20 protein-coding genes are annotated in these 21,065 nt (G+C 63.8%); 12 read left to right on the forward strand and 8 right to left on the reverse strand.

Annotated features, from left to right (window positions below; genetic code table 11):
• The first annotated feature begins 95 nt into the window (after nt 1-95).
• The 7 genes from CJU94_RS14230 to CJU94_RS14260 all read left to right on the forward strand — a co-directional run bounded on the left by CJU94_RS14230 (nt 96) and on the right by CJU94_RS14260 (nt 9,016).
• Entirely contained in the window at nt 96-1,721 is a 1,626-nt protein-coding gene (locus tag CJU94_RS14230; RefSeq protein ID WP_095419225.1) for an amino acid adenylation domain-containing protein, read from the forward strand.
• An 80-nt stretch (nt 1,722-1,801) separates the two neighbouring features.
• Nucleotides 1,802-2,062 (forward strand): acyl carrier protein, encoded by a 261-nt coding sequence (locus CJU94_RS14235; RefSeq protein WP_095419226.1) that lies wholly within the window; start codon nt 1,802-1,804, stop codon nt 2,060-2,062.
• Between the two features lie 40 nt (nt 2,063-2,102).
• Complete coding sequence (locus CJU94_RS14240) at nt 2,103-3,893, forward strand: serine aminopeptidase domain-containing protein (protein WP_095420361.1); 1,791 nt, start codon at nt 2,103-2,105, stop codon at nt 3,891-3,893.
• Between the two features lie 358 nt (nt 3,894-4,251).
• The gene (ilvA, locus tag CJU94_RS14245; RefSeq protein WP_095419227.1) at nt 4,252-5,826 is read left to right on the forward strand and encodes a threonine ammonia-lyase, biosynthetic; all 1,575 of its coding nucleotides are present in this window, start codon (nt 4,252-4,254) and stop codon (nt 5,824-5,826) included.
• A gap of 241 nt (nt 5,827-6,067) precedes the next feature.
• Entirely contained in the window at nt 6,068-7,246 is a 1,179-nt protein-coding gene (locus CJU94_RS14250; protein WP_095419228.1) for a 4-hydroxybenzoate 3-monooxygenase, read from the forward strand.
• 281 nt (nt 7,247-7,527) lie between these two features.
• Entirely contained in the window at nt 7,528-8,292 is a 765-nt protein-coding gene (locus tag CJU94_RS14255; protein ID WP_095419229.1) for a ParA family protein, read from the forward strand.
• Nucleotides 8,293-8,374: 82 nt separating this feature from the next.
• On the forward strand, nt 8,375-9,016 hold the full coding sequence (locus CJU94_RS14260) for a glutathione S-transferase family protein (RefSeq protein ID WP_095419230.1): 642 nt from the start codon (nt 8,375-8,377) through the stop codon (nt 9,014-9,016).
• A 37-nt stretch (nt 9,017-9,053) separates the two neighbouring features.
• Here CJU94_RS14260 and CJU94_RS14265 read toward each other — a convergent pair whose 3' ends face one another.
• Nucleotides 9,054-9,956: an aspartyl/asparaginyl beta-hydroxylase domain-containing protein gene (locus CJU94_RS14265; RefSeq protein WP_095420362.1), complete on the reverse strand. Its 903-nt coding sequence runs from the start codon at nt 9,954-9,956 to the stop codon at nt 9,054-9,056.
• Between the two features lie 466 nt (nt 9,957-10,422).
• Here CJU94_RS14265 and CJU94_RS14270 point away from each other — a divergent pair, with 466 nt between their 5' ends.
• Complete coding sequence (locus CJU94_RS14270; protein ID WP_095419231.1) at nt 10,423-10,674, forward strand: hypothetical protein; 252 nt, start codon at nt 10,423-10,425, stop codon at nt 10,672-10,674.
• Nucleotides 10,675-10,715: 41 nt separating this feature from the next.
• On the opposite strand, the gene CJU94_RS14275 is transcribed toward CJU94_RS14270, so the two are convergent.
• Complete coding sequence (locus tag CJU94_RS14275; RefSeq protein ID WP_095419232.1) at nt 10,716-10,976, reverse strand: hypothetical protein; 261 nt, start codon at nt 10,974-10,976, stop codon at nt 10,716-10,718.
• Nucleotides 10,977-11,054: 78 nt separating this feature from the next.
• Entirely contained in the window at nt 11,055-11,438 is a 384-nt protein-coding gene (locus CJU94_RS14280) for a hypothetical protein (protein ID WP_095419233.1), read from the reverse strand.
• Between the two features lie 680 nt (nt 11,439-12,118).
• On the opposite strand from CJU94_RS14280, the gene CJU94_RS14285 reads away from it, so the two are divergent.
• Both CJU94_RS14285 and CJU94_RS14290 read left to right on the forward strand, forming a co-directional pair.
• Nucleotides 12,119-12,931 (forward strand): Crp/Fnr family transcriptional regulator, encoded by an 813-nt coding sequence (locus tag CJU94_RS14285; RefSeq protein ID WP_095419234.1) that lies wholly within the window; start codon nt 12,119-12,121, stop codon nt 12,929-12,931.
• Between the two features lie 129 nt (nt 12,932-13,060).
• The gene (locus tag CJU94_RS14290) at nt 13,061-13,993 is read left to right on the forward strand and encodes a TauD/TfdA dioxygenase family protein (protein ID WP_095419235.1); all 933 of its coding nucleotides are present in this window, start codon (nt 13,061-13,063) and stop codon (nt 13,991-13,993) included.
• A 56-nt stretch (nt 13,994-14,049) separates the two neighbouring features.
• Here the strand turns inward: CJU94_RS14290 and kdgR are convergent, their stop codons facing one another.
• The 3 genes from kdgR to kduI all read right to left on the reverse strand — a co-directional run bounded on the left by kdgR (nt 14,050) and on the right by kduI (nt 16,712).
• Nucleotides 14,050-14,937, reverse strand: coding sequence for a DNA-binding transcriptional regulator KdgR (gene kdgR, locus CJU94_RS14295; RefSeq protein WP_095419236.1), 888 nt, complete (start codon nt 14,935-14,937; stop codon nt 14,050-14,052).
• Between the two features lie 91 nt (nt 14,938-15,028).
• The gene (gene kduD / locus CJU94_RS14300) at nt 15,029-15,799 is read right to left on the reverse strand and encodes a 2-dehydro-3-deoxy-D-gluconate 5-dehydrogenase KduD (RefSeq protein ID WP_095419237.1); all 771 of its coding nucleotides are present in this window, start codon (nt 15,797-15,799) and stop codon (nt 15,029-15,031) included.
• A gap of 76 nt (nt 15,800-15,875) precedes the next feature.
• Complete coding sequence (gene kduI, locus CJU94_RS14305; protein ID WP_095419238.1) at nt 15,876-16,712, reverse strand: 5-dehydro-4-deoxy-D-glucuronate isomerase; 837 nt, start codon at nt 16,710-16,712, stop codon at nt 15,876-15,878.
• A gap of 302 nt (nt 16,713-17,014) precedes the next feature.
• Between kduI and kdgT the strand changes: the two genes are divergently transcribed.
• A complete protein-coding gene (gene kdgT, locus CJU94_RS14310; RefSeq protein WP_095419239.1) occupies nt 17,015-18,031 on the forward strand; it encodes a 2-keto-3-deoxygluconate transporter in 1,017 nt (338 codons plus the stop codon).
• A 121-nt stretch (nt 18,032-18,152) separates the two neighbouring features.
• On the opposite strand, the gene CJU94_RS14315 is transcribed toward kdgT, so the two are convergent.
• Both CJU94_RS14315 and CJU94_RS14320 read right to left on the reverse strand, forming a co-directional pair.
• Complete coding sequence (locus CJU94_RS14315; RefSeq protein WP_095420363.1) at nt 18,153-18,752, reverse strand: GNAT family N-acetyltransferase; 600 nt, start codon at nt 18,750-18,752, stop codon at nt 18,153-18,155.
• A 93-nt stretch (nt 18,753-18,845) separates the two neighbouring features.
• On the reverse strand, nt 18,846-20,291 hold the full coding sequence (locus tag CJU94_RS14320; RefSeq protein ID WP_095419240.1) for an NAD-dependent succinate-semialdehyde dehydrogenase: 1,446 nt from the start codon (nt 20,289-20,291) through the stop codon (nt 18,846-18,848).
• Nucleotides 20,292-20,720: 429 nt separating this feature from the next.
• Here CJU94_RS14320 and CJU94_RS14325 point away from each other — a divergent pair, with 429 nt between their 5' ends.
• On the forward strand, nt 20,721-20,924 hold the full coding sequence (locus CJU94_RS14325; RefSeq protein WP_007181784.1) for a cold-shock protein: 204 nt from the start codon (nt 20,721-20,723) through the stop codon (nt 20,922-20,924).
• Nucleotides 20,925-21,065: the final 141 nt, after the last annotated feature.

A 21,065-nucleotide genomic window follows, 5' to 3' on the forward strand; every position in this document is an offset into this window, starting at 1 on the left:
GGCCGTGGGCTGCTGGCATGGCTGGCAGCCTCTCCGGCGCGCTCGTGCGACCGGCCGGCAACGCTGGCACTGTGCCCCATGCATCGAGGCCGTGAATGCTGGATTCATTCTTCTTCGATACTGCCGCGCGCGATCCGGATGGTCCCGCGCTGTGGGTCGACGAGCGCGCGTACTCGTACGGCGAGGTTGCCTCGCGTGCGTGTGGGATCGCTACCGCCTTATCGTCGGTGTTGCCGGCCGGCCGGGCACGGCGCTGCCTGTTGTTCGCGCATCGCAGCGTGGCCGCCTACGCCGGGTTGCTAGGAATCCTTAAGGCCGGCTGCGCTTACGTGCCGCTCAATCCCAACATGCCCGCCGCGCGGATTGCCGCTGTAATCGGGAAGTCGGGCGCGCCTGTCATGCTGGTGGACCGGCGCTGCGCCGCCTTGCTCGACGAAGTGGTATCGCGGCTGGACGAGTCGCCGAAGATTTTCCTGCTTGATGACGCAGGCATAGAAGTCAAAAAACTCTCTCCTGGTTCCGGGAACGCCCTGCCGGGCTGCGAGGCATGGGCCAGTGGTGGCCTGAGGCGGCTGCCTGACGAGCCAGGCGAGACCGGAGCGGCCAACCCTCGCGCGCCGCACGATCAGGCCTATATCCTGTTCACATCGGGCTCCACCGGCGCGCCCAAGGGCGTGCCGATCTCGCACGAGAATGCTTGCGCCTATGTGGCGGGGCAATTGGGTCTGATCGGAAGCCTCCCCGGCGCACGCTACGTGCAGTTATGCGAGCTTTCCTTCGATCCTTCGGTGCACGACATGTTCGTGTGCTGGGCCAACGGCGCATGCCTGTACGTACCGAAGACCGTGGAGCCGATCTACAACGCGGCCTTCATCAAGGAGCACGCGATCACGCATTGGAGCAGCGTGCCTTCGGTCGCGGCCTTCATGCAGCAGTTCCGCAAACTGCAGCCAGACGAATTTCCCAGCCTGCGCGTCACGCTGTTCGGCGGTGAACCGCTGCCGCGTTTGCTGGTGCAAGCGTGGCAGCGCGCCGCGCCGAACAGCCGGGTTCTGAACATGTACGGGCCGACCGAAGCGACCGTTGCATGCGCGGCATTCGAAGTCACAGCGAAGTTTCTCGCCGGGCCGGGCCATGCCGTCATGCCGCTTGGCCGCGCGTTGCCCGGCATGGCGTTGCTGATCGTCGACGCCGCGCTCGAACCGGTTGCGCCCGGCGAGTGCGGCGAATTGCTGATCGGCGGTCCGCAGGTCGCGGCGGGCTACCTGTCGGCGGACGACCCGGGCAATCGCCGTTTCATTTCGAAGCGCTATCCGGGCTGCAGCCCGTCGCGCTGGTATCGAAGCGCGGACGCCGCGCGCGAGGTGGCCGGTCATGGAATCGTGTTTCAAGGCCGGCTGGATACGCAGATCAAGATTCGCGGCAACCGTATCGAGCTCGAAGAAGTCGAGCATGTGGTTCGATCATCCAGTCAGGCGGCGCTGTGCGCGGTCATCGCCTGGCCTGTCGACGAATCGGGCCATGCGGCTGGCCTGATCGCTTTCGTCACGCATGCGCAAGGCGGCGCCGCACGGATTCTTCACGCATGCCGTCAGCGCTTGCCGGCGTATGCCGTGCCGCAACGGGTCGTGATGCTGGACACGCTGCCGCTGAACGTCAATGGCAAGGTCGACAGAAGGGCGCTCGCCGAACACTGTGTGACCGGCGGCATGCTCAGCTGATCGCGGTGCGCTAGCGTCTCCTTGTGCGTTCTCGATGGATCGATGCCGCGTTGAAAAATTAAAGTAGCGGGGAAATTAGAATGAAGACACATGTGCGCCGTATGCTTCACGGGACCGCCTGTCTCGCCGTGCCGGTCGATACACTCGGCGATGGCGACGATCTCTACGCTGCCGGCCTGTCGTCGCTCGGTGCGGTCCGCGTGATGATGGCGATCGAAGACGAATGCGGCATTGAAATTCCGGGCGCGCTGATCACGCACGAGATGTTTGAAAGCATCGATTCCCTCGCAAGCGTGATCGCGCTCATCGTGCGGGAGGAGTCGATTGCTACGCGAATCTGACGTGGCGCCGCGTCGCCCGCTCATGCCGGCTCGGCTCACCATGACACCCGTTACGTTCGGCGGCTGTTTCGGCTGGCTGCACCGTCCGGCAGGCACGCACGCCGAAACGGGCGTCGTGCTGTGCAACCCGTTCGGCTATGAAGCGCTGTGCACCTACCGAGGCTGGCGTGAGTTCGCCGACAGGCTTGCCGCTCGCGGTATCGCGGTGCTGCGCTTCGACTATCCCGGCACCGGCGATTCGAGCGGCAACGAAGACGATCCGCAGCGCATGCGCGCGTGGCTCGACAGTATCGAGGCGGCTGCGCTCTGGCTGCGCCAGGAAACCGCTGTGACGCGCCTCGGCCTGTGCGGACTGCGTTTCGGCGCGACGCTGGCGGCATTGGCCGCCGAACAGATGGGCGGCGTCGACGATCTTGTGCTGCTCATGCCGGTGACATCGGGCAAGGGCTACATCCGCGAACTGGCGCTTCAGCATCACAGTTGGCGGAGTGCGCAGCAGGCGCTAGGACTCAGCCTCGATGCCGAGGCCGACAACACGGTCGGCGCGCACGGCTTCCGGCTATATGCGGATACGCTCGAGCCGCTCGCGAAGGTCGATCTCGAACGGACTACGCATTCTCCCGCACGGCGAGTGTTGCTGCACGATCTGAACGAGAGCGCGCGTTTGAAGCGCATGGCAGCGCATTATCAGGCGCTCGGTGCGCAAACGGATCTGCGATTTTTCGGCGAATACGACAAGTTCCTCGTCAATCCCACTCACAGCGAAATGCCGGCGCATGCGTTCGCAAGCGTGCTCGCCTGGTTGGGTGCCGACGCGCTCACGGAGCGCGAGCCGGCCGTCGCGGTGCTTGCAGGCGCAACCAGTGCGCAGATCGTCTTCGCGCACGGACGCGAGACGCCGGTGGTGTTCGAGGGCGGCGGCTATGCCGGCGTGTTCTGTCAGCCGCGGCAGGCACTGGAAACCGCGCCGGCCGTGTTGTTCGTCAACACGGGCGGGGTGCATCGGGTGGGCGACGGGCGCTTCACGGTGCTGATGGCGCGCTATCTGGCGGCTCAAGGGATTGCCTCGTTGCGCATGGACCTGAGCGGCCTCGGCGATAGTCAGCGTCGTGACGCAGCGCTGTCGCTCGATAAGGTCTATGAGCAGTACGCCGTCGCCGACGCGCAAGCGGGCGTCGATTGGCTCGTGGCGGCGGGATATCCGGAAATCGTGATGTTCGGCGTGTGCACGGGTGCCTACGTCAGCCTGCATACGGCGCGGGCGCACCCGGCAGTGGTCGGCTGCGCGGCCGTCAATCTGCCGTTTTTCAGCTGGGATGGCGCGCGAACGCGGCCCGGAGCGCGGCATGTGGCGGCGAGCGTCGTCTACCGCCGCGCCATGCGCAATCCACGCAAATGGCTGCGTCTGTTGAGCGGCGAGGCGAACGGCCGGATGATCGCGACCGAACTCGCACGCCGTCTGGGCACGCGCATGGCCGCGCGCGCCGGCAGAGCGTTCGAGTGGCTGCTCGGCCAGCGCACGCCGGGCGGTATGGTGCGCGCCCTCATGCGCGAACTGGAGCGCAAAGGCGTACAGACTACATTGATTTATGGTTCGCTCGATGAAGGACTGGACGCGCTGGAAATTCATTTCGGACCCCGTGGTAATCGCCTGAGCAAGCTGAAGCACATCGACGTGAAACTGGTCGGCAAGGTCGACCACGCGCTTTTCTCACAGTCCGCGCGCCATGCGGTGATGGCGCAGTTCGAGCAGTTTTTGCGCGAGCGTATGTTGAAGGCGCGGCGTTCGGCCGCTGCGCCACAGCGTGAGCTACGCGTCGCGCGGGCCTAGCCGGCGTTGAGATCGACCGATAATGAGGCCGTCTTTCATGCTGCCCGCTACGTGGCCGCTACCTGCCCGTGGCACCGCCGCGGGTACGCATCGCCGTTATCCGGCCGGCACGCGGCGGCGTGCATTGCAATCGACAGGGATTGACAAAGCGCGTCAAGTCAACGAAGATCGAACGCATGAACTGCCTCGACATCCGTATTGCGCTGATTATTAGCATCATTCATCGAATGGTGGGTTAGCGCGCGTCTGATAGCAGTGACACATAACCCGCCACACGAGGCGGGTTTTTTTATGTCCGCTCGCAACCTGCCTCCTGTGAACCCTCTGCTGATTCGTCCTTGCCGCACAGGAGCTTGCCTTGCCGTTACACGAACTCAAACAGGCGGCCGAAGCCGCCGATAGCGTCGCGCTTCGTCACGACTACCTGAAGAAAACCCTGACCGCGCGCGTCTACGACGTGGCCCGCGAGACCGAACTCGAACGCGCGCCGAACCTGTCGGCACGTCTGCGCAATCCGGTCTACCTGAAGCGCGAGGACAACCAGCCGGTGTTCTCGTTCAAGGTGCGCGGCGCGTACAACAAGATGGCGCACATTCCGGCCGAGGCGCTGGAGCGCGGGGTGATTACCGCGTCGGCGGGCAATCACGCGCAGGGCGTCGCGCTGTCGGCGGCGCGCATGGGCGTGAAGGCGATCATCGTGGTGCCGGTGACCACGCCGCAGGTCAAGGTCGATGCGGTGCGCGCGCATGGCGGCCCGACCGTGGAAGTCGTGCAGTTCGGCGAATCGTATAGCGACGCGTATGGGCACGCGGTGAAGCTGCAGGAAGAGCGCGGCCTGACCTTCGTGCATCCGTTCGACGATCCCTACGTGATCGCCGGCCAGGGCACCGTCGCCATGGAAATTCTCAGCCAGCATCAAGGCCCGATTCACGCGATCTTCGTGCCGATCGGCGGCGGCGGACTCGCGGCGGGCGTGGCCGCCTATGTGAAATCGGTGCGCCCCGAGATCAAGGTGATCGGCGTGCAGACCGATGATTCGTGCGCGATGGCCGCCTCGCTGAAAGCCGGCGAGCGGGTCACGTTAAACGAAGTGGGTCTGTTCTCGGACGGCACGGCGGTGAAGCTGGTGGGTGAAGAGACCTTCCGCCTGTGCAGCGAATATCTCGACGACGTGCTGCTCGTGAATACCGACGCACTCTGCGCGGCGATCAAGGACGTGTTCCAGGATACCCGCAGCGTGCTGGAGCCCGCCGGCTCGCTCGCGGTGGCGGGCGCGAAACAGTACGCGGAGCGTGAAGGCATCGAGAACCAGACGCTGATCGCGATCACGTCCGGTGCGAACATGAACTTCGACCGCATGCGCTTCGTGGCCGAGCGCGCCGAAGTCGGCGAAGCGCGCGAAGCGGTGTTCGCCGTGACGATCCCCGAAGAGCGCGGCAGTTTCCGGCGCTTCTGCGAACTGGTGGGCACGCGCAGCGTCACCGAGTTCAACTACCGCATTGCGGACGCGCATTCCGCCCATATCTTCGTGGGCGTGCAGATCAGGAATCGCAGCGAATCCGCGCAGATCGCGGGCGCGTTCGAGGCACACGGCTTTGCCACCGTCGATCTGACTTTCGACGAACTCTCGAAGCAGCACATCCGCTACATGGTGGGCGGCCGCTCGCCATTGGCGCACGACGAACGGCTGTTCCGCTTCGAGTTTCCGGAACGTCCGGGCGCACTGATGAAGTTCCTCTCGTCGATGGCGCCGAACTGGAATATCAGCCTGTTCCACTACCGCAATCAGGGCGCGGACTACAGCTCGATCCTGGTCGGCATCCAGGTGCCCGAAAGCGAGAACGAGGCGTTCGAGCGTTTTCTCGCCACCCTCGGCTATCCGAACTGGGAAGAGACGCAGAACCCGGTGTATCGGCTGTTTCTGGCGTCGTAGGGCCGCTCGGGGTTTACCTTGACGCAGCGCGACGCCGCGCGCGGGATGAGTCGCCTGGCGAATCAGGCACAAGCCCCGTCCGGACGGCGTTAGCGCCCGGTTTTGGCTAACCGCCGTGCGGGCGCAACCAGACGTACTATCTCAAATTGAGATGCGGCCTATCCGCTATATCGCGTTGCGCGATATAGCGCGTGGTCGTCACACTGAATGCAAATCTAACGCCGCATTCAGGAGACGACTCATGCGCACTCAAGTTGGCATCATCGGTGCCGGGCCCGCGGGCCTGCTGCTTTCCCATCTTCTTCATCAGCGTGGCATCGATTCGGTCGTGCTCGAGTCGCGCGCTCGCGATCAGATCGAATCCACCATCCGCGCCGGCGTGCTGGAGCAGGGCACGATGGACCTGTTGACCGAAGCGGGCCTCGGCGCCCGCATGAAGGCCGAAGGCGCGCTGCATCACGGCTTCGAACTGGCTTTCGAAGGCAAGCGGCGCCGTATCGATCTGACCGCACTCACTGGGCATTCGATTACGGTCTACGCGCAGCACGAAGTGATCAAGGACATCGTCGCCGCACGCATGGCCGACGGCGGCAAGCTGTTTTTCAGCGTGTCGGACACGTCCATTCACGGCGTCGATACCGACAAGCCGTCGATCCGGTATCGCCACGAGGGCGAAGCGTATGAACTGCAATGCGACTTCGTGATCGGCTGCGACGGTTCGCAGGGCGTCTCGCGCGCATCGATTCCGCAGGCATTGCGCAGGGACTTCGAACGTGTGTATCCGTTCGGTTGGTTCGGTATCCTGTGCGAAGCGCCGCCGTCGTCGGACGAACTGATCTACGCGCGTCACGAGCGCGGCTTCGCGCTGATCAGCACGCGCTCGCCGAATGTGCAGCGCATGTACTTCCAGTGCGATCCGAAAGACTCGGTGGACAATTGGTCCGACGACCGGATCTGGGCGGAGCTGCATGCACGCGTCGATTCGCACGATGGCCAGACATTAGTCGACGGCAAGATCTTTCAGAAGAATATTGTCGGCATGCGCAGTTTCGTGTCGAACACCATGCAGCACGGCCGGCTTTTTCTCGCGGGCGACGCGGCGCATATCGTGCCGCCCACCGGCGCGAAGGGCATGAATCTGGCGGTGGCCGACGTGCGCGTGCTGACCCAGGCGCTCAAAGCGTTTTACGTTGAAAACCGCACGGATCTGCTCGACAGCTACAGCGCCACCGCGCTCAAACGCATCTGGCGCGCCGAACACTTTTCGTACTGGATGACGAGCATGATGCACCGTATCGAGGGCGCGTCGCCGTTCGAACAGCAGCTTCAGGTTGCCGAACTCGAGTACGTGACGACCTCGCGCGCGGCGGCCACCGCCATGGCGGAAAATTATGTCGGCGTCGCCGGCGCGCAGATGTAAGCGAGCGGCGCGCTGTGTGCCGTGTGCGGGCGACATGCGTCGGCCGGTCCCGGGTTACGCCAGGAGAACCCGCGCGGCGCGCACTCGCGCGGCGCTCATAAAGGGCGGAGATGCCGCGGCCGGGCCGCGAAACGCGCCCGGCCGGCGAACGCTTCGACATGGATGGAAGCTTCTCGCGCGGATGCGGCGGGAGGCAACGCGCGCCGCCTAAGTTCGCGCTGTGATTTTGCCGGGGTATGCTCTCCCTTTAGCGCGATTTTCGAAAAAAGGGGCAGAGGCAAATGCGGCGTGTCATATTCAACCAGAAGGGCGGGGTGGGCAAATCGACTATCGTATGCAACCTGGCGGCCATCAACGCCAGCGAGAACCTGCGTACGCTTGTCATCGATCTCGACCCGCAAGGCAACTCCAGCCAGTATCTGCTTGGCAAAGAGGCGACCGACCTCAAGCCCAACGTCGCGGACTTCTTCGAAACGGCCTTGAGCTTCAGCTTCAGGCCGACGCCCGTCTCGACTTTCATTCACCGCACGCCGTTCGAGAACCTCGATGTGATGCCCTCTCATCCGGATCTCGATACGCTTCACGGCAAGCTCGAGTCGCGCTACAAGATCTACAAGCTGCGTGATGCGTTGAACGAGCTGGATGAGTACGACGCGATTTACATCGACACGCCGCCGGCGTTGAATTTCTATACGCGTTCGGCGTTGATTGCGGTGGAGCGCTGCCTGATCCCTTTCGACTGCGACGACTTTTCGCGTCGCGCGTTGTACACGCTGCTCGACAACGTGAAGGAGATTCAACAGGACCACAACGCCGGGTTGGAGGTCGAGGGCATCGTAATCAACCAGTTTCAGCCACGCGCAAGCCTGCCGCTTCAACTGGTCGAGGAGTTGATCAGCGAAGGTCTGCCTGTGCTGGAGTCGCGTTTGTCGACGTCCGTGAAAATTCGCGAGTCGCATCAATACGCCAAGCCGATGATTCACTTCGATCCGCGGCACAAGCTTGCGCATGAATTCATGGCGTTGCATCGGGAACTGATTGGATAGAGGCACGCATGGGGCGCTGACCGAACGCGCTTAGTGCGTCAGCGCCGAGGTCGATAAACACATTCGCTAACGAGGTATGGCAATGCAGGTCTATGGCCGGCGCAGTTCGATCAACGTACAGAAAGTGCTGTGGTGTCTCGCGGAATTGGGCTTCACGGAAGGGCGGGAATTTTCGCGGATCGATGCGGGGCTCGAGTTCGGCGTGATCGACACGCCACAGTATCGCGCGCTCAATCCGAACGCACTGGTGCCCACGCTCGTGGATGGCGAGTGCGTGCTGTGGGAGTCCAATACGATTGTGCGTTATCTGGCCGCGAAATATCACGCGCAGGCCTTATTGCCGGCCGAACCCGCTGCGCGTGCCGACGTCGAGCGCTGGATGGACTGGCAACTCGGCGCACTCTGGGCAACGTTGCGCGTTGCGTTCCTCGGGCTGACGCGTGTGCCGCAGGCGCAACGCGACCATGACGCCATCAGGCGCTCATATCGCGAAGGAACGCGGCTCTTGGGCATTGCCGACGAGGTGCTCTCGAAACACGACTATCTCGCGCAGGACCGTTTTACCGTGGCCGATATCGGCGTCGGCCTCGCGGCGCACCGCTGGGTGCAACTGGCGCAACGGTTTCCCGACGCGCTGGATGCGCCGCGGCCGTTGGCTTCGCTGGACCGCTGGCTTCAGACGATTAAAAGCCGGCCGGCTTTTTCCGTGGCGCTCGCCCCTTGAGCGGATAAGAGGCGCGTTAGCTACGCGCCTCACCGGATCACAGCGCGGCGAATATCCCGGCCATAATCGCGCCGAACAGAATCCATTTGATGATGTAGTACGTGGGCCGGTGCCACGCCTTGATACGCTTTCCGAGCCGCCGCACGGCGTACAGGTATTTGAATATGCGATTCAGAAACCCGACGCGATCTCCGGCCTGGTTCGGCGAAGCTGCCGCGCGAAGCAGAATGGCGGAAAACAGTCGATTGAGCGCGGCCGCCCAACGAAAATACATAGGGCGCTCGATGTCGCAGAACAGCACGATGCGCGACTTATCCGTTTCATTCTTCGCGTAGTGAATATAGGTTTCGTCGAACAGCACGACCTCGCCGTCGCGCCAGTAATAATGCTGGCCATCCACGTCGATAAAGCATTTGGGGTCGTCCGGGGTGACGAGTCCGAGGTGATAGCGAATCGAGCCCGCATACGGATCACGGTGGCGAACGAGGCTCGCGCCCGGCGGCAATTGCGCGAACATGGCGGCCTTGACGGCCGGGATTCCTTGCAGCAACTGCGTGGTGACGGGGCACAGGGCTTCGGCCGATGGGTGAGGCGCGTCGTACCATTTCAGATAAAAGCGCCGCCAACCGGTCTTGAAGAACGAATTGAAGCCAATATCGTCGTAGTTAGTCGACGCGGATATCTTTTGCGCGGCATCCACGGCGAGCGCCTCGTCGCGGATTGTTTGCCAATTGGCCTGTAATGTCGCCAGTTCCGGAAAAAGCTTTTTATCGATGAAGGCGCTGGACTTCAGTGTCGACAGCATGTACCAGATGCAATTGATGGGGGCCATGAATGTCGAATGGTCTGATAACTGTCGCCAGAATCCAAATCGAACTGTGCCGCGCTTTGAAACATATATCGCACTTGCCGTAAACCAGATGAGAATAAACCACCGCATGCTTGCTCCTGAAGCGCAGGTGGCAGCGTAATTGCGCTGCGGATTGAGAAAGGAGCACATCTTATAAAAAAGATAATTTCTCTGCATTTTCGCTGACATGCCGTTCATCGCCATGCGCGCAATGTCGGACGCAGGAATGCTCGCGGACTCGGCCGCCGAACCTGGTGAAACGCGCAAATCCTTCTGGCGGGTCGCGCCTCAGCGCTGCTGCGCTGCAAAACAGGAGCGGCACTGTGCGCGCCATGTAGAACAGTCTTCACGATGCATCCGGGGAGACCGCATTTTTCGAGCAAATGACTGTGCAAACTGCTCGCCGCTCGACCGTTTTTCATTGTAGTGGCGGCAGCAACAGTGAATTCAGGATTGACGGATTTATTCCACCTCGCCTGACACCTACACTGTCTTTACCGCTGCAACGACAGCCCCATCCGCAGCGCGTAGAAAGACAATCTTTGGAGGTGGTTTCATGAAGTCGCTCATTCAAGCTGTTGCTATCGCCGTTGTTCTTGCCGCGCCGATAGCGTCGTTTGCTCAATCGTCCAATGACACCGCGTCGCAAGGCACGCAAGCCGTGCAAGCGCAGCCTTCGGGCCAGCAGCAATCGGCTCAGGCGGACAACGGCGGTTATGGTTCAGGCAGCCGTGGCACGTGGCAAGCCGGTCACGGTAACGACACGACGGTGAGCACGTATTCGCCGCCGATCTACAACGTACGTTAAGCAAACGACGAAGCGCGCGGCGAATGCATCGCCGCGCGCAATCAGGCTGTTTTCCAGGGCGCGCGCAACAGTGCCATCTCGTTGCGCAGCAGCGCCAGCAGATCATCATCACTAGGCCGCGTGCCCCAATGCCGCGCGCCCGCCACTGACGCAATCGCGATCCACGAATGAGGTGGAAACCATTCGCGCAACAGTGTGCCGTCCTGACGCAAACACAATTGGCCGGTCTGCTCGCTGTATTCGGCGCAGATCAGCGTGTCGTTGATTTGCGCGGTGACTCGTCGTGGATCGTTGCGTAGCAAATCGTCGCTCCTGCAGAAGGGGTGGCGCGAATGCGTGCGCGCCCCGGCCGCATCATCGGCGCGGCCGGGGCGTATGCATCAATGATCGCCGTGACCGTGGCCACGGTCGTCGCCATGGCCATGCCAGCCGTTATCGTGATCGCGCCAGTCGCCGTGCGGACCGCGCGCCTCGCGCCAGTCGCGGCCGTCGCGATGGCGCTCCTCCCACTCGCGGCGTTCCCAGTAGCGGTGACCGTCGTAATAGCGCTCGCCGTACCAGCCCGGACTCACCACGACCACCGGCGGCGCCGGCGCGTAGATCGGCGGCGGTGGCGGCGCATACACGGGTTCGGGCGCATAGGCGACGCCTGGAATGCCGATGTTCACACCCACATCGACGTGCGCCAGCGCGACTGACGATGCGCCGATTCCGAGACCCGCAACGATCGCCATGGACAGCCAGCGGTTTGTTGATTTGTTCATGTGTTATTTCCGCCTTCTACGTTGTGGAGTGGAAAGTCTTGTGCCGCTCATGCTCAATAGCGATCGTGATAGCGGTAGTGGTCGTGGTAGCCGCCGTCAGGAACGACGATGCAGCCGCTCAATGCACCGCCGAGCGTGACGGCGAGAATGGCCAGCGCGAAAATTCTTTTCATGACATTGCTCCTGTTTCCTTGTGACCCGAACTCTACTGACCGGCCGCATTACCGGTGTGTTCGTGTGTAACAGGACGTGTCGATCGCCACGCGCGGCGGCAGCGCGCATACCGCGTGAATCGCGCATGCGGGAGCGTGATGCCAAGAGGGCGGGCGGTGCGGCACGCGGCGCGCAAGCCATTGAACACACTGTGAAAAAGAGCCGGCGGCCGCAAGTCTCGCAGGGTGCTGCGAGTCGAATCGGGCACGGATGAACCGCGCTCAGGCCGGTCGCGGACCTTATCAGCGCATCTATGCCGCACGGATACATTCAGTTGCAGAGTAGGGCGCGCATGACAGGATCACGTCGATATCGACACCATGACATCCCCGCGCGATCCTCAAGACGTGACGCGTGATAAGCACATAAAAAACAAGTCTTTTACGTGCGCCGCCAGGACTGGTTAGATCGCAGGGTCGACGCTGCGTCAGCCGATCCTGTTCAACCGCCTTGCTTGCCGGTCAGCCATGAGCACAATTACCGAAGCGTTCAACCCGGACGCCGCCACACTCGCCGCGCGCCGGACGCCGGAGCGTGCGGCGACATCGGAATGGTCGCGGCGCGATGGGCGCATGCTCGACGCCGCTGGGCGCGACGCGATCCACGCGGCCTTCACCGCCAACCCGTGCCTGCAGAGCTGGCCCGTCCATGCGATCGACTCGCTGTGCGACGCCGGCCAGCTCCGCACGTGGACCAACGGCGAGCTGATTTTCGCGCGCGACGAGCCCTGCGACGAGATTCAGGTGGTGTTGTCAGGCGCGATCGAAATGAGCTGGAGCAATTCGGCCGGCGTACGCGCGGTGGCGGTGTATATGTGGCCGAACGAGGTCATCAACTTCATTCCGGTGCTGGATCGGCGCGGCTCGATGCACGATCAGCGCGCGCACGGTTCGACCACGCTGTTTCACATCCCCGGCGCGGCCTTGTTCGATCTGTTCGCCCGCGAGCCCGCGCTGTTGCGCAACGTGCTCGACCTGATCTGCGTGCGCAGCCGCGCGCTGCATGGCCGCATGGGCCGGGCCGCGCTCGCGGGCTTTCGCGCGCGCATGGCGGACCAGTTGCTCGCGCTCGCCGAATGGCACGGCAGGCCGACGCAGCGGGGCGTCGAGCTGACGATCCGGCTTTCGCAGGAGGATCTCGCGGCGCTGCTGGCCGCGTCGCGGCAGAGCGTCAACAAGGAACTGCGCTGGCTGGTGCGTAACGGGATCGTCGACGTGCGTTATAGCCGCTTGACCGTGCTCGACATGAAGGCGCTGCGCGAGCTGAGCGAGGCGGCGTGAAAAACTGATAACGATATGAAAAGCGCTTCTATCAAGTGTCCAAAGCGCGATAGATTCGCCGCGCCCGCTCTGTCGATAATGACTCGTCGATTCAGACCTGTCTCGTCCTCAAACCGGGAGCTGCATAACATGTCGAACCTCAGTCTCGCGACGTCCAACGCACTGGACATTCATCCCGTCACCGGCCGCATCGGCGCGGAAGTTCGCGGCCTACGGCTGTCCGGCCAGATCGAGCCGGCCATCGTCGAAGCGATTCGTGCGGCGCTGGTGCGTCACAAGGTGATCTTTTTCCGCGGCCAGACGCACTTGCAGGACGCCGATCAGGAAGCGTTCGCCAGACTGCTCGGCGAGCCGGTTTCGCACCCCACGGTGCCGGTGGTGGACGGCACGGACTATCTGCTCGAACTCGACTCGCATCGCGGCGGGCGCGCCAATTCATGGCACACGGACGTGACCTTCGTCGATGCCTATCCGCAGGCGTCGATCCTGCGCGGCGTGACGATTCCGGAAGTGGGCGGCGACACGGTCTGGGCCAACACGGCCACCGCCTACGACGATCTGCCGCCACCGCTCAAGGCGCTCGCCGAACAACTGTGGGCCGTGCACAGCAACGAATACGACTATGCGAATCACGCGAACGTCGGCGCCCGCGGGCGCGATACCGAGGCGTTCAAGCGTTACCGCGAGGCGTTCGTGTCCACGCGTTACGAGACCGAGCATCCGGTCGTGCGCGTGCACCCGGAGTCGGGCGAAAAGACCTTGATTCTCGGGCACTTCGTGAAAAGTTTCGTGGGTCTCACGCCGAGCGCGTCGGCACATGTGCTCGAACTGCTGCAAGGCTACGTGACGCGTCTGGAGAACATCGTGCGCTGGCGCTGGCAGACCGGCGACGTCGCGATCTGGGACAACCGCGCGACCCAGCACTATGCGGTCAACGACTACGGCGACGCCCATCGTGTGGTGCGGCGCGTAACGCTCAAGGGCGATGTGCCGGTGAGCGTCGACGGCCGCCGCAGCTTTACGCGCAGCGTCGAACCGAAGCCGGCCGCGAAGGCGGCCTGAGCGTCGCCGTCACCGCGATGGCTCGCGAGCGGCGTTGGGATCGCCGCTTCCCGGCGCTATTCGGTGGCGAACTGCTCGGGCGCCGTGGTTTCCCGATAGCCGAGCCGCGTCGAGATCGCGAGGCCCGCCTTTCTGAGCAGCGCGACGTAATGCGACTTCGTGTCGGCGCCGCAACGCATGGTCGGAAATGAAATCGACAAGCCGGCGATCACCCGGCCGAAGCGGTCGAACACCGGCACGGCGAGACACTGCAGGCCTTCTTCCTGTTCCTCGTTGTCCTCGCCATAGCCTTGCTCGCGCACGCGCGGCAGGATGCTGAGCACCGCTTCGGCGGACGCTAGCGTCTTTTGCGTCGACTTGCGGAATTCGACGTGGGAGAGCACGTCGCGCGCGTCGGCCGGGTCCATCCAGGCGAGCAAGACCTTGCCGATTGCCGTGCTGTGCAGCGGATTGCGCCGGCCGATACGCGACTGCATGCGCAAGCCGTAATCGGCGTCGATCTTGTGAATGTAGATGATGGCGTCTTCGTCGAAGGCGCCCAGGTGCACCGCCTCGCGAGTCGCCGCGCCGATGCGGCGCATCTCGACGTCGGCCTCGCGCACCAGGTCGACGCTTTCCAGCGCCTTCGCGCCGAGCTCGAATAGCCGGATGGTGAGCCGGTAGCGCTCGGTTTCCACTTCCTGCGTCACGTAGCCGAGCGCCTTCAAGGTCTGGATCACGCGATGCACGGTGGTCTTCGACATGCCGAGCCGTTGCGACAATTCGCTGATGCCAGTCTGTCCGCTGTCGCCGATCGCGCCAAGAATGGCGAATACGCGGCCGATCGACGAGGCCGATTCGCCCTTCTCGCAAACCATCCCACCCATGCCGCCCAAGTCCGCGCTCTCCGCGTCGCGCGCATGTGCGAGGGCGTCGTCCTTGCGCTGTTTGCCTGCTGCTGCCATCTGCGTCTTCCCTGTCTATGCGTTCCCGCGCGGCCGACGCGCACGCCGGCGACGCGCCGAGAGCATACCGCGTCCCGCGTCCGCTGCCGAGTCAGCGCGCAAGCCAGCCGCCGTCCACCGCCAGTGTATGCCCATGCACATAGTCCGAAGCCGATGACGCCAGAAACACGACCGGCCCCGCGAGATCGTCCGGCGTGCCCCAGCGGGCGGCCGGAATGCGGCCGAGAATTTCGTCGTTGCGCTGGGCGTCCTCGCGCAAGGCCGCCGTGTTGGCGGTGGCCATGTAGCCCGGCGCGATCGCATTCACGTTGATGCGTTGCGCCGCCCATTCGTTTGCGAGCAGCCGCGTGAGGCCGAGCACGCCGCTTTTCGATGCCGTATAGGACGCGACCCGTATGCCGCCCTGAAACGACAGCATCGACGCGACATTGATGATCTTGCCGCCGCTTCGCTGCTTGACGAACTGCCGCGCCGCGGCCTGCGACAGAAAGAACAGGCTCTTCAGATTGATGTCCATCACCGCGTCCCAGTCGGCTTCGGTGAAGTCGAGCGCGTTCTCGCGGCGGATGATGCCCGCGTTGTTCACCAGCACGTCGATTCGGCCGAAGGCTTCGACAGCGGCGCGCACGATGTCCTCGACCGGCGCGATCGAGCCGAGATCGGCACGCACGTCCGCGAAGCGCCGGCCGGCGGCGGCGACGCGCGCGGGCGTGTCGCCGGCGTCGGCCCGGCTCACGCCGACGATGTCGCAGCCCGCTTTGGCCAGCGCGAGCGCCATGCCGGCGCCGAGGCCCGTGTTGCTGCCGGTGACGATGGCGACGCGGCCGGTGAGGTCGAAAGTGTTCACGGTGTTCAAGCCCATGTCGTGCGCCCGGCGTTCCTGATGCGAAAGAAGCAGTGGAAGAAGCAGTGAAAGAAGCAGTGAAATAACCACCCCGTCAACGCAAGTCCCCCACGGCGATGTGATCCATGTCGCTGAACACCTGGTTTTCGCCGACCATGCCCCAGATGAACGTATACGCCCGCGTGCCCACGCCCGAGTGAATCGACCAGCTCGGCGAAATCACCGCCTGCTCGTTGTGCACGAGAATGTGCCGCGTTTCGTTCGGCTCGCCCATCATGTGAAAGACGGCGGCGTCGTCGGCGAGGTTGAAATAGAAATACACCTCCATGCGGCGTTCGTGCGTATGGCACGGCATGGTGTTCCACAGGCTGCCCGGTTCGAGTTTCGTCATGCCCATGGAAAGCTGGCAGGTGGGCAGCACTTCGGGAACGATGAACTTGTAGATGGTGCGGCGGTTGCTCGTGGCGGCGTCGCCGAGCGTTTGCGGCGAGGCTTGCGCGAGCGTTATCGTGCGGGTCGGATACGAGGTGTGAGCGGGGGCGCAGTTCAGGTAGAAGCGGGCGGGCCGCGCGGCCTCGTCGCTGCCGAAGGCGATGGCCTGCGCACCTTTGCCGATGTAGATCGCCTCTTCGTTGCGCACCGGATGCCGTGTGCCGTCCACCTCCACCCAGCCGTCGCCGCCGATGTTGATCGCGCCGAGTTCGCGCCGCTCCAGCAGATGGCTCACGCCGATCGCCTTGCCGAGCGAGCCGGGCACCTCGAGCGCGCGCGCCACCGGCAACACGCCGCCGACGATGATCCGGTCGATATGGCTATAGGTGAGCTTCAACGCATCGCGCTCGAATACCCGATCCACCAGAAATGCCTGGCGCAGCCCAGCGGTATCGAGGGTCTTCGCGTATTCGCTGTTGATGGCCTGTCTCACTTCCATTGCTCTGTCTCCGCTCGGTTGGGGCGCCCGGCCGTATTTGCGCGCGGCGCCGTTCTGGGCTCGACTGTAGCGCAGAAACAGGTTTTCGGAACAGTGGTCCGGAAACATTGTGAGGCCGCATCATGACTGGCAAGGGTTTCATGACGCACACGGGTAAACGATGAACGCAAATTACGCCAGAAACGGAACGGTGTTCCTATCGCGATGCTATATTGCGCCGAAAGGGAGCAGCCCGGCGCGAGAACGGGACATTACCCCGGGTGATCCACCCGATAACGGGACGCAAAGTCCATGGAGGAGGCATGAAGCTCAAGAAGACCATCGACCGCATTCCTGGCGGCCTGATGCTGGTGCCGTTGCTGCTCGGCGCTTGCGTTCACACGTTCGCTCCGGGCGCGGGCAAGTACTTCGGGTCGTTCAGCAACGGGTTGATTACCGGGACCGTGCCGATTCTGGCGGTGTGGTTCTTCTGCATGGGCGCGACCATCGATCTTCGCGCGACCGGCACCGTGCTGCGCAAATCGGGCACCCTGCTGGTCACGAAGATGGTCGTGGCGTGGATCGCGACGATCGTGGCGTCGCACTTCATTCCGATCGACGGCGTCAAGGCGGGGCTCTTTGCCGGCCTCTCGGTGCTGGCGATCACGACCTCGATGGACATGACCAACGGCGGTCTCTATGCGGCCGTGATGCAGCAATACGGGACGCGGGAAGAGGCGGGGGCGTTCGTGCTGATGTCGATCGAATCGGGGCCGCTCGTCAGCATGATCATTCTCGGCGCGACCGGCGTGGCGTTCTTCGAGCCGCGTCTGTTCGTCGGCGCGGTGCTGCCGTTTCTGATCGGCTTCGTGCTGGGTAATCTGGACGGCGACCTGCGCGAATTCTTCGGCCGTTGCGTGCATCCGCTGATTCCGTTCTTCGGCTTCGCGCTCGGTAACGGCATCGACCTCGGCGTGATCGCGAAAAGCGGCTTGCCGGGGATCGTGCTGGGCCTCGGCGTGATCGTGGTGACGGGCATTCCGCTGATTCTCGCGGACCGCTGGATTGCGGGCGGCAATGGCGCGGCGGGGCTGGCGGCTTCGTCGACGGCGGGGGCCGCGGTGGCGAATCCGGCGATCATCGGCGAGATGATTCCGAGTTTCAAGCCGCTGGTGCCGGCCGCGACCGCGATGGTGGCCACCGCCTGTCTCGTCACGGCGATTCTGGTGCCGATCCTCACGGCGCTCTGGGTGCGCCGGCATCATGCGCGCGACGCGTTGCGCGAGGAGTTCGCGGCGGCGAGCGCGCCGCCGCTCAACGAGCGGGACGTGCATGTGTAGGGCGGGGTGAAGGCGGCTCGTTTGCGTTCTCTAGTGGCGCAAGCGGGCCGCTGGTGTTTACGCGATTGGCCGTGTTTTGCAGCGCTTTCCGGCGCTGACAGGCTTTGACTCGCGCCTGCCTTTACCGCGCCAGCTTCGCCTCGAGCATCGCTTTCACGTCGGCCCATTCGTCGTCGATGATGCTAAAGCGCACCGAGTTGCGCCTGCGTCCGTCCGGCATGATGCGTTCGTGCCGGACCACGCCTTCCTGTCTGGCGCCGATGCGCAGGATCGCCGCGCGCGACTTGTCGTTGAGTTCGTCGGTGGTGAACTGCACGCGCACGCATTGCATCACGTCGATCGCGTGGCTCAGCAACAGGTATTTCGCCTCGGTGTTGACCGCCGAGCGCTGCACCGATTCGCTCAACCACGTATGGCCGATTTCGAGCTTGCGGTTGACCCGGTCGATTTTCCAGAAACGCGTGCTGCCGAGAATCGCACCGGTTTCGCGCCGGACGATCACGAACGGCATCACGGTGCCGGCCGCGCGGCCCTCGAGCGCGGTCGCGACATAGCCTTCGATGGTGCCGGGCCCCGGCACCACGGTCAGCTTCATGGTCCACAACTGCCCGTCGGCGGCGGCGTCGAGCAAGCCTTGCGCGTGTTCGCGCCGAAGCGGCCGAAGTTCCACGGTCTTGCCGGTCAGCGTGGGTTGCAGGAGTGGCAGGCTGGTGTCGTTCATGACAATAAAAAAGTCCGCGAGCGGCGGCTCGCGGACCCGGGGCAGAGACAAGGAAGTTCGTGGGAGGCGGCGAAAGCGCCGCCTGCGCGAACCTTATACCGCCATCACCGTGACCGACTTGGTGACCAGATAGCCTTCCATGGCTTCCGGCCCGCCTTCCGAACCGTAGCCCGAATCCTTCACGCCGCCAAACGGCATTTCCGCCGTCGGCGTGGCCGGCTGGTTGATCCACAGCATGCCGACTTCCAGTTCCTGCGACAGCTGATGCACGTTGGCGAACGACTTGGTGAACGCGTAACCGGCGAGACCGTACGGCAGACGGTTGGCTTCGGCGATCGCTTCTTCCAGCTTGTCGAAGCCGCGAATCGCGGCGATCGGGCCGAACGGCTCGTTGTTGAACACGTCGGCTTCGAGCGACACGTTGGTCAGCACGGTCGGCGCAAAGAAGTTACCCTCCGAACCGACGCGTTCGCCGCCCGTTTCGACCTTGGCGCCGGTCTTACGCGCGTCGTCGAGCACCTTGCTCATTGCCGTCAGACGGCGCGCGTTGGCGAGCGGCCCGAGGGTCGTGCCTTCGGCAAGCCCGTCGCCCAGCTTGAGGCTTTCAGCGTGCTTGACGAGCGCCGCGGCGAACTCTTCGCGGATGCTGTTGTGCACGAGAAAGCGCGTGGGCGAGATGCAGACCTGGCCGGCGTTGCGGAACTTCGCGCCGCCCGCGGCCTTCACGGCGAGCGCCACGTCGGCGTCTTCAGCCACGATGACGGGCGCATGACCGCCCAGCTCCATGGTTGCGCGCTTCATGTGCGCGCCGGCCAGTGCCGCCAGTTGCTTGCCGACCGGTGTCGAGCCGGTGAACGTGACCTTGCGGATCACCGGATGCGGAATCAGGTAGCTGGAGATTTCCGCCGGGTCGCCGAACACCAGGCCGACCGTGCCCGCCGGCACGCCGGCTTCGACGAAGGCCTGCAGCAGCGCTGCCGGCGATGCCGGGGTTTCTTCCGGCGCCTTGACGAGGAACGAGCAGCCGGATGCGAGCGCCGCGCTCAGCTTGCGCACGACCTGGTTGACCGGGAAATTCCACGGCGTGAAAGCGGCCACCGGGCCGATCGGTTCCTTCAACACCAGCTGCTGCGCAGCGAGGTTGCGCGAGGGCACGACGCGGCCATAGACGCGGCGGCCTTCGTCGGCAAACCATTCGATGATGTCCGCGGCCGACAGCACTTCGATGCGCGCTTCGGCAAACGGCTTGCCCTGTTCCTGCGTCATCAGGCGGCCGATGTCCGAGGCGCGCTCGCGCACCAGCGCGGCGGCGCGGCGCATGGTGTTGGCGCGGTCGTTGGCCGGCACCTTGCGCCAGGCTTCGAAGCCGCGCTGCGCGGCGGCCAGCGCCCGGTCCAGATCGGCAATGCCGGCGTGCGCCACTTTGCCGATGACCTGGCCGGTGGCCGGGTTGAGGACGTCGAGGGTTTTGCCGCTGGCGGCGTCGCACCACTCGCCGTTGATCAGAAGTCGGGTATCGGTATAGCTCGAGATGGCCATGCTGGGTTCCTGTATATGGGAAACGACAGGCTGCGCGATCGTGAATCATTGGATTGGATCCGCGCGGCCGGGGGTGGACTGCCGATACCAATCATCTTATCTGATTGTGCGAAATCGTACCGACGGCCGGCCAGACCGCGGCGCGCGGCATGCGTCTAGCGGCGGGCCCGATGCGCAGGCGGGAAAGTGCCCAATGCGGCGCTGCGCAAAGAAGCGTAGAGTCGAACAGCAGTGGCAGGAACCGGCGCGCACCCGCAGCCGTGGATGTTGCTCGAGGCAGGCGCAATGAGGCGCAGGCAGTACGCAAAGGCGGTGTTCAGGCAGTACGCAAAGGTGGTACGCGAAGCAGCGCGTAAGGCGACGTTCGCAGCGGCGAGCGAAGCCCGGCGAATGCAGCTCAATCAACCCAGATGCACACGAGGAATCGACATGCCAACCGGTACAGTGAAGTGGTTCAACGACGCGAAAGGCTTTGGCTTCATTACCCCCGACGACGGCGGTGAAGACCTGTTCGCGCACTTCTCGGAGATCCGCTCCGAGGGTTTCAAGTCCTTGCAGGAAAACCAGAAGGTCAGCTTTGAAATCAAGCAGGGGCCGAAGGGCAAACAGGCGGCGGATATCAAGCCGGTCTGAAGTCATGGGCCGGTTCGCGCGCGGCTCGCGTGCAGCCGGCCCGTGTTTCCTTAAGGTTTCCTTCAGCTTTGCTCCGTAGTATCTGCGCGATTGCCCGCCGCCCGGCGGGAAATAGTTCCGATAGTTTGTTGATAAAGAACT

Source organism: Paraburkholderia aromaticivorans (assembly GCF_002278075.1).
Taxonomy (GTDB): Bacteria; Pseudomonadota; Gammaproteobacteria; order Burkholderiales; family Burkholderiaceae; genus Paraburkholderia; species Paraburkholderia aromaticivorans.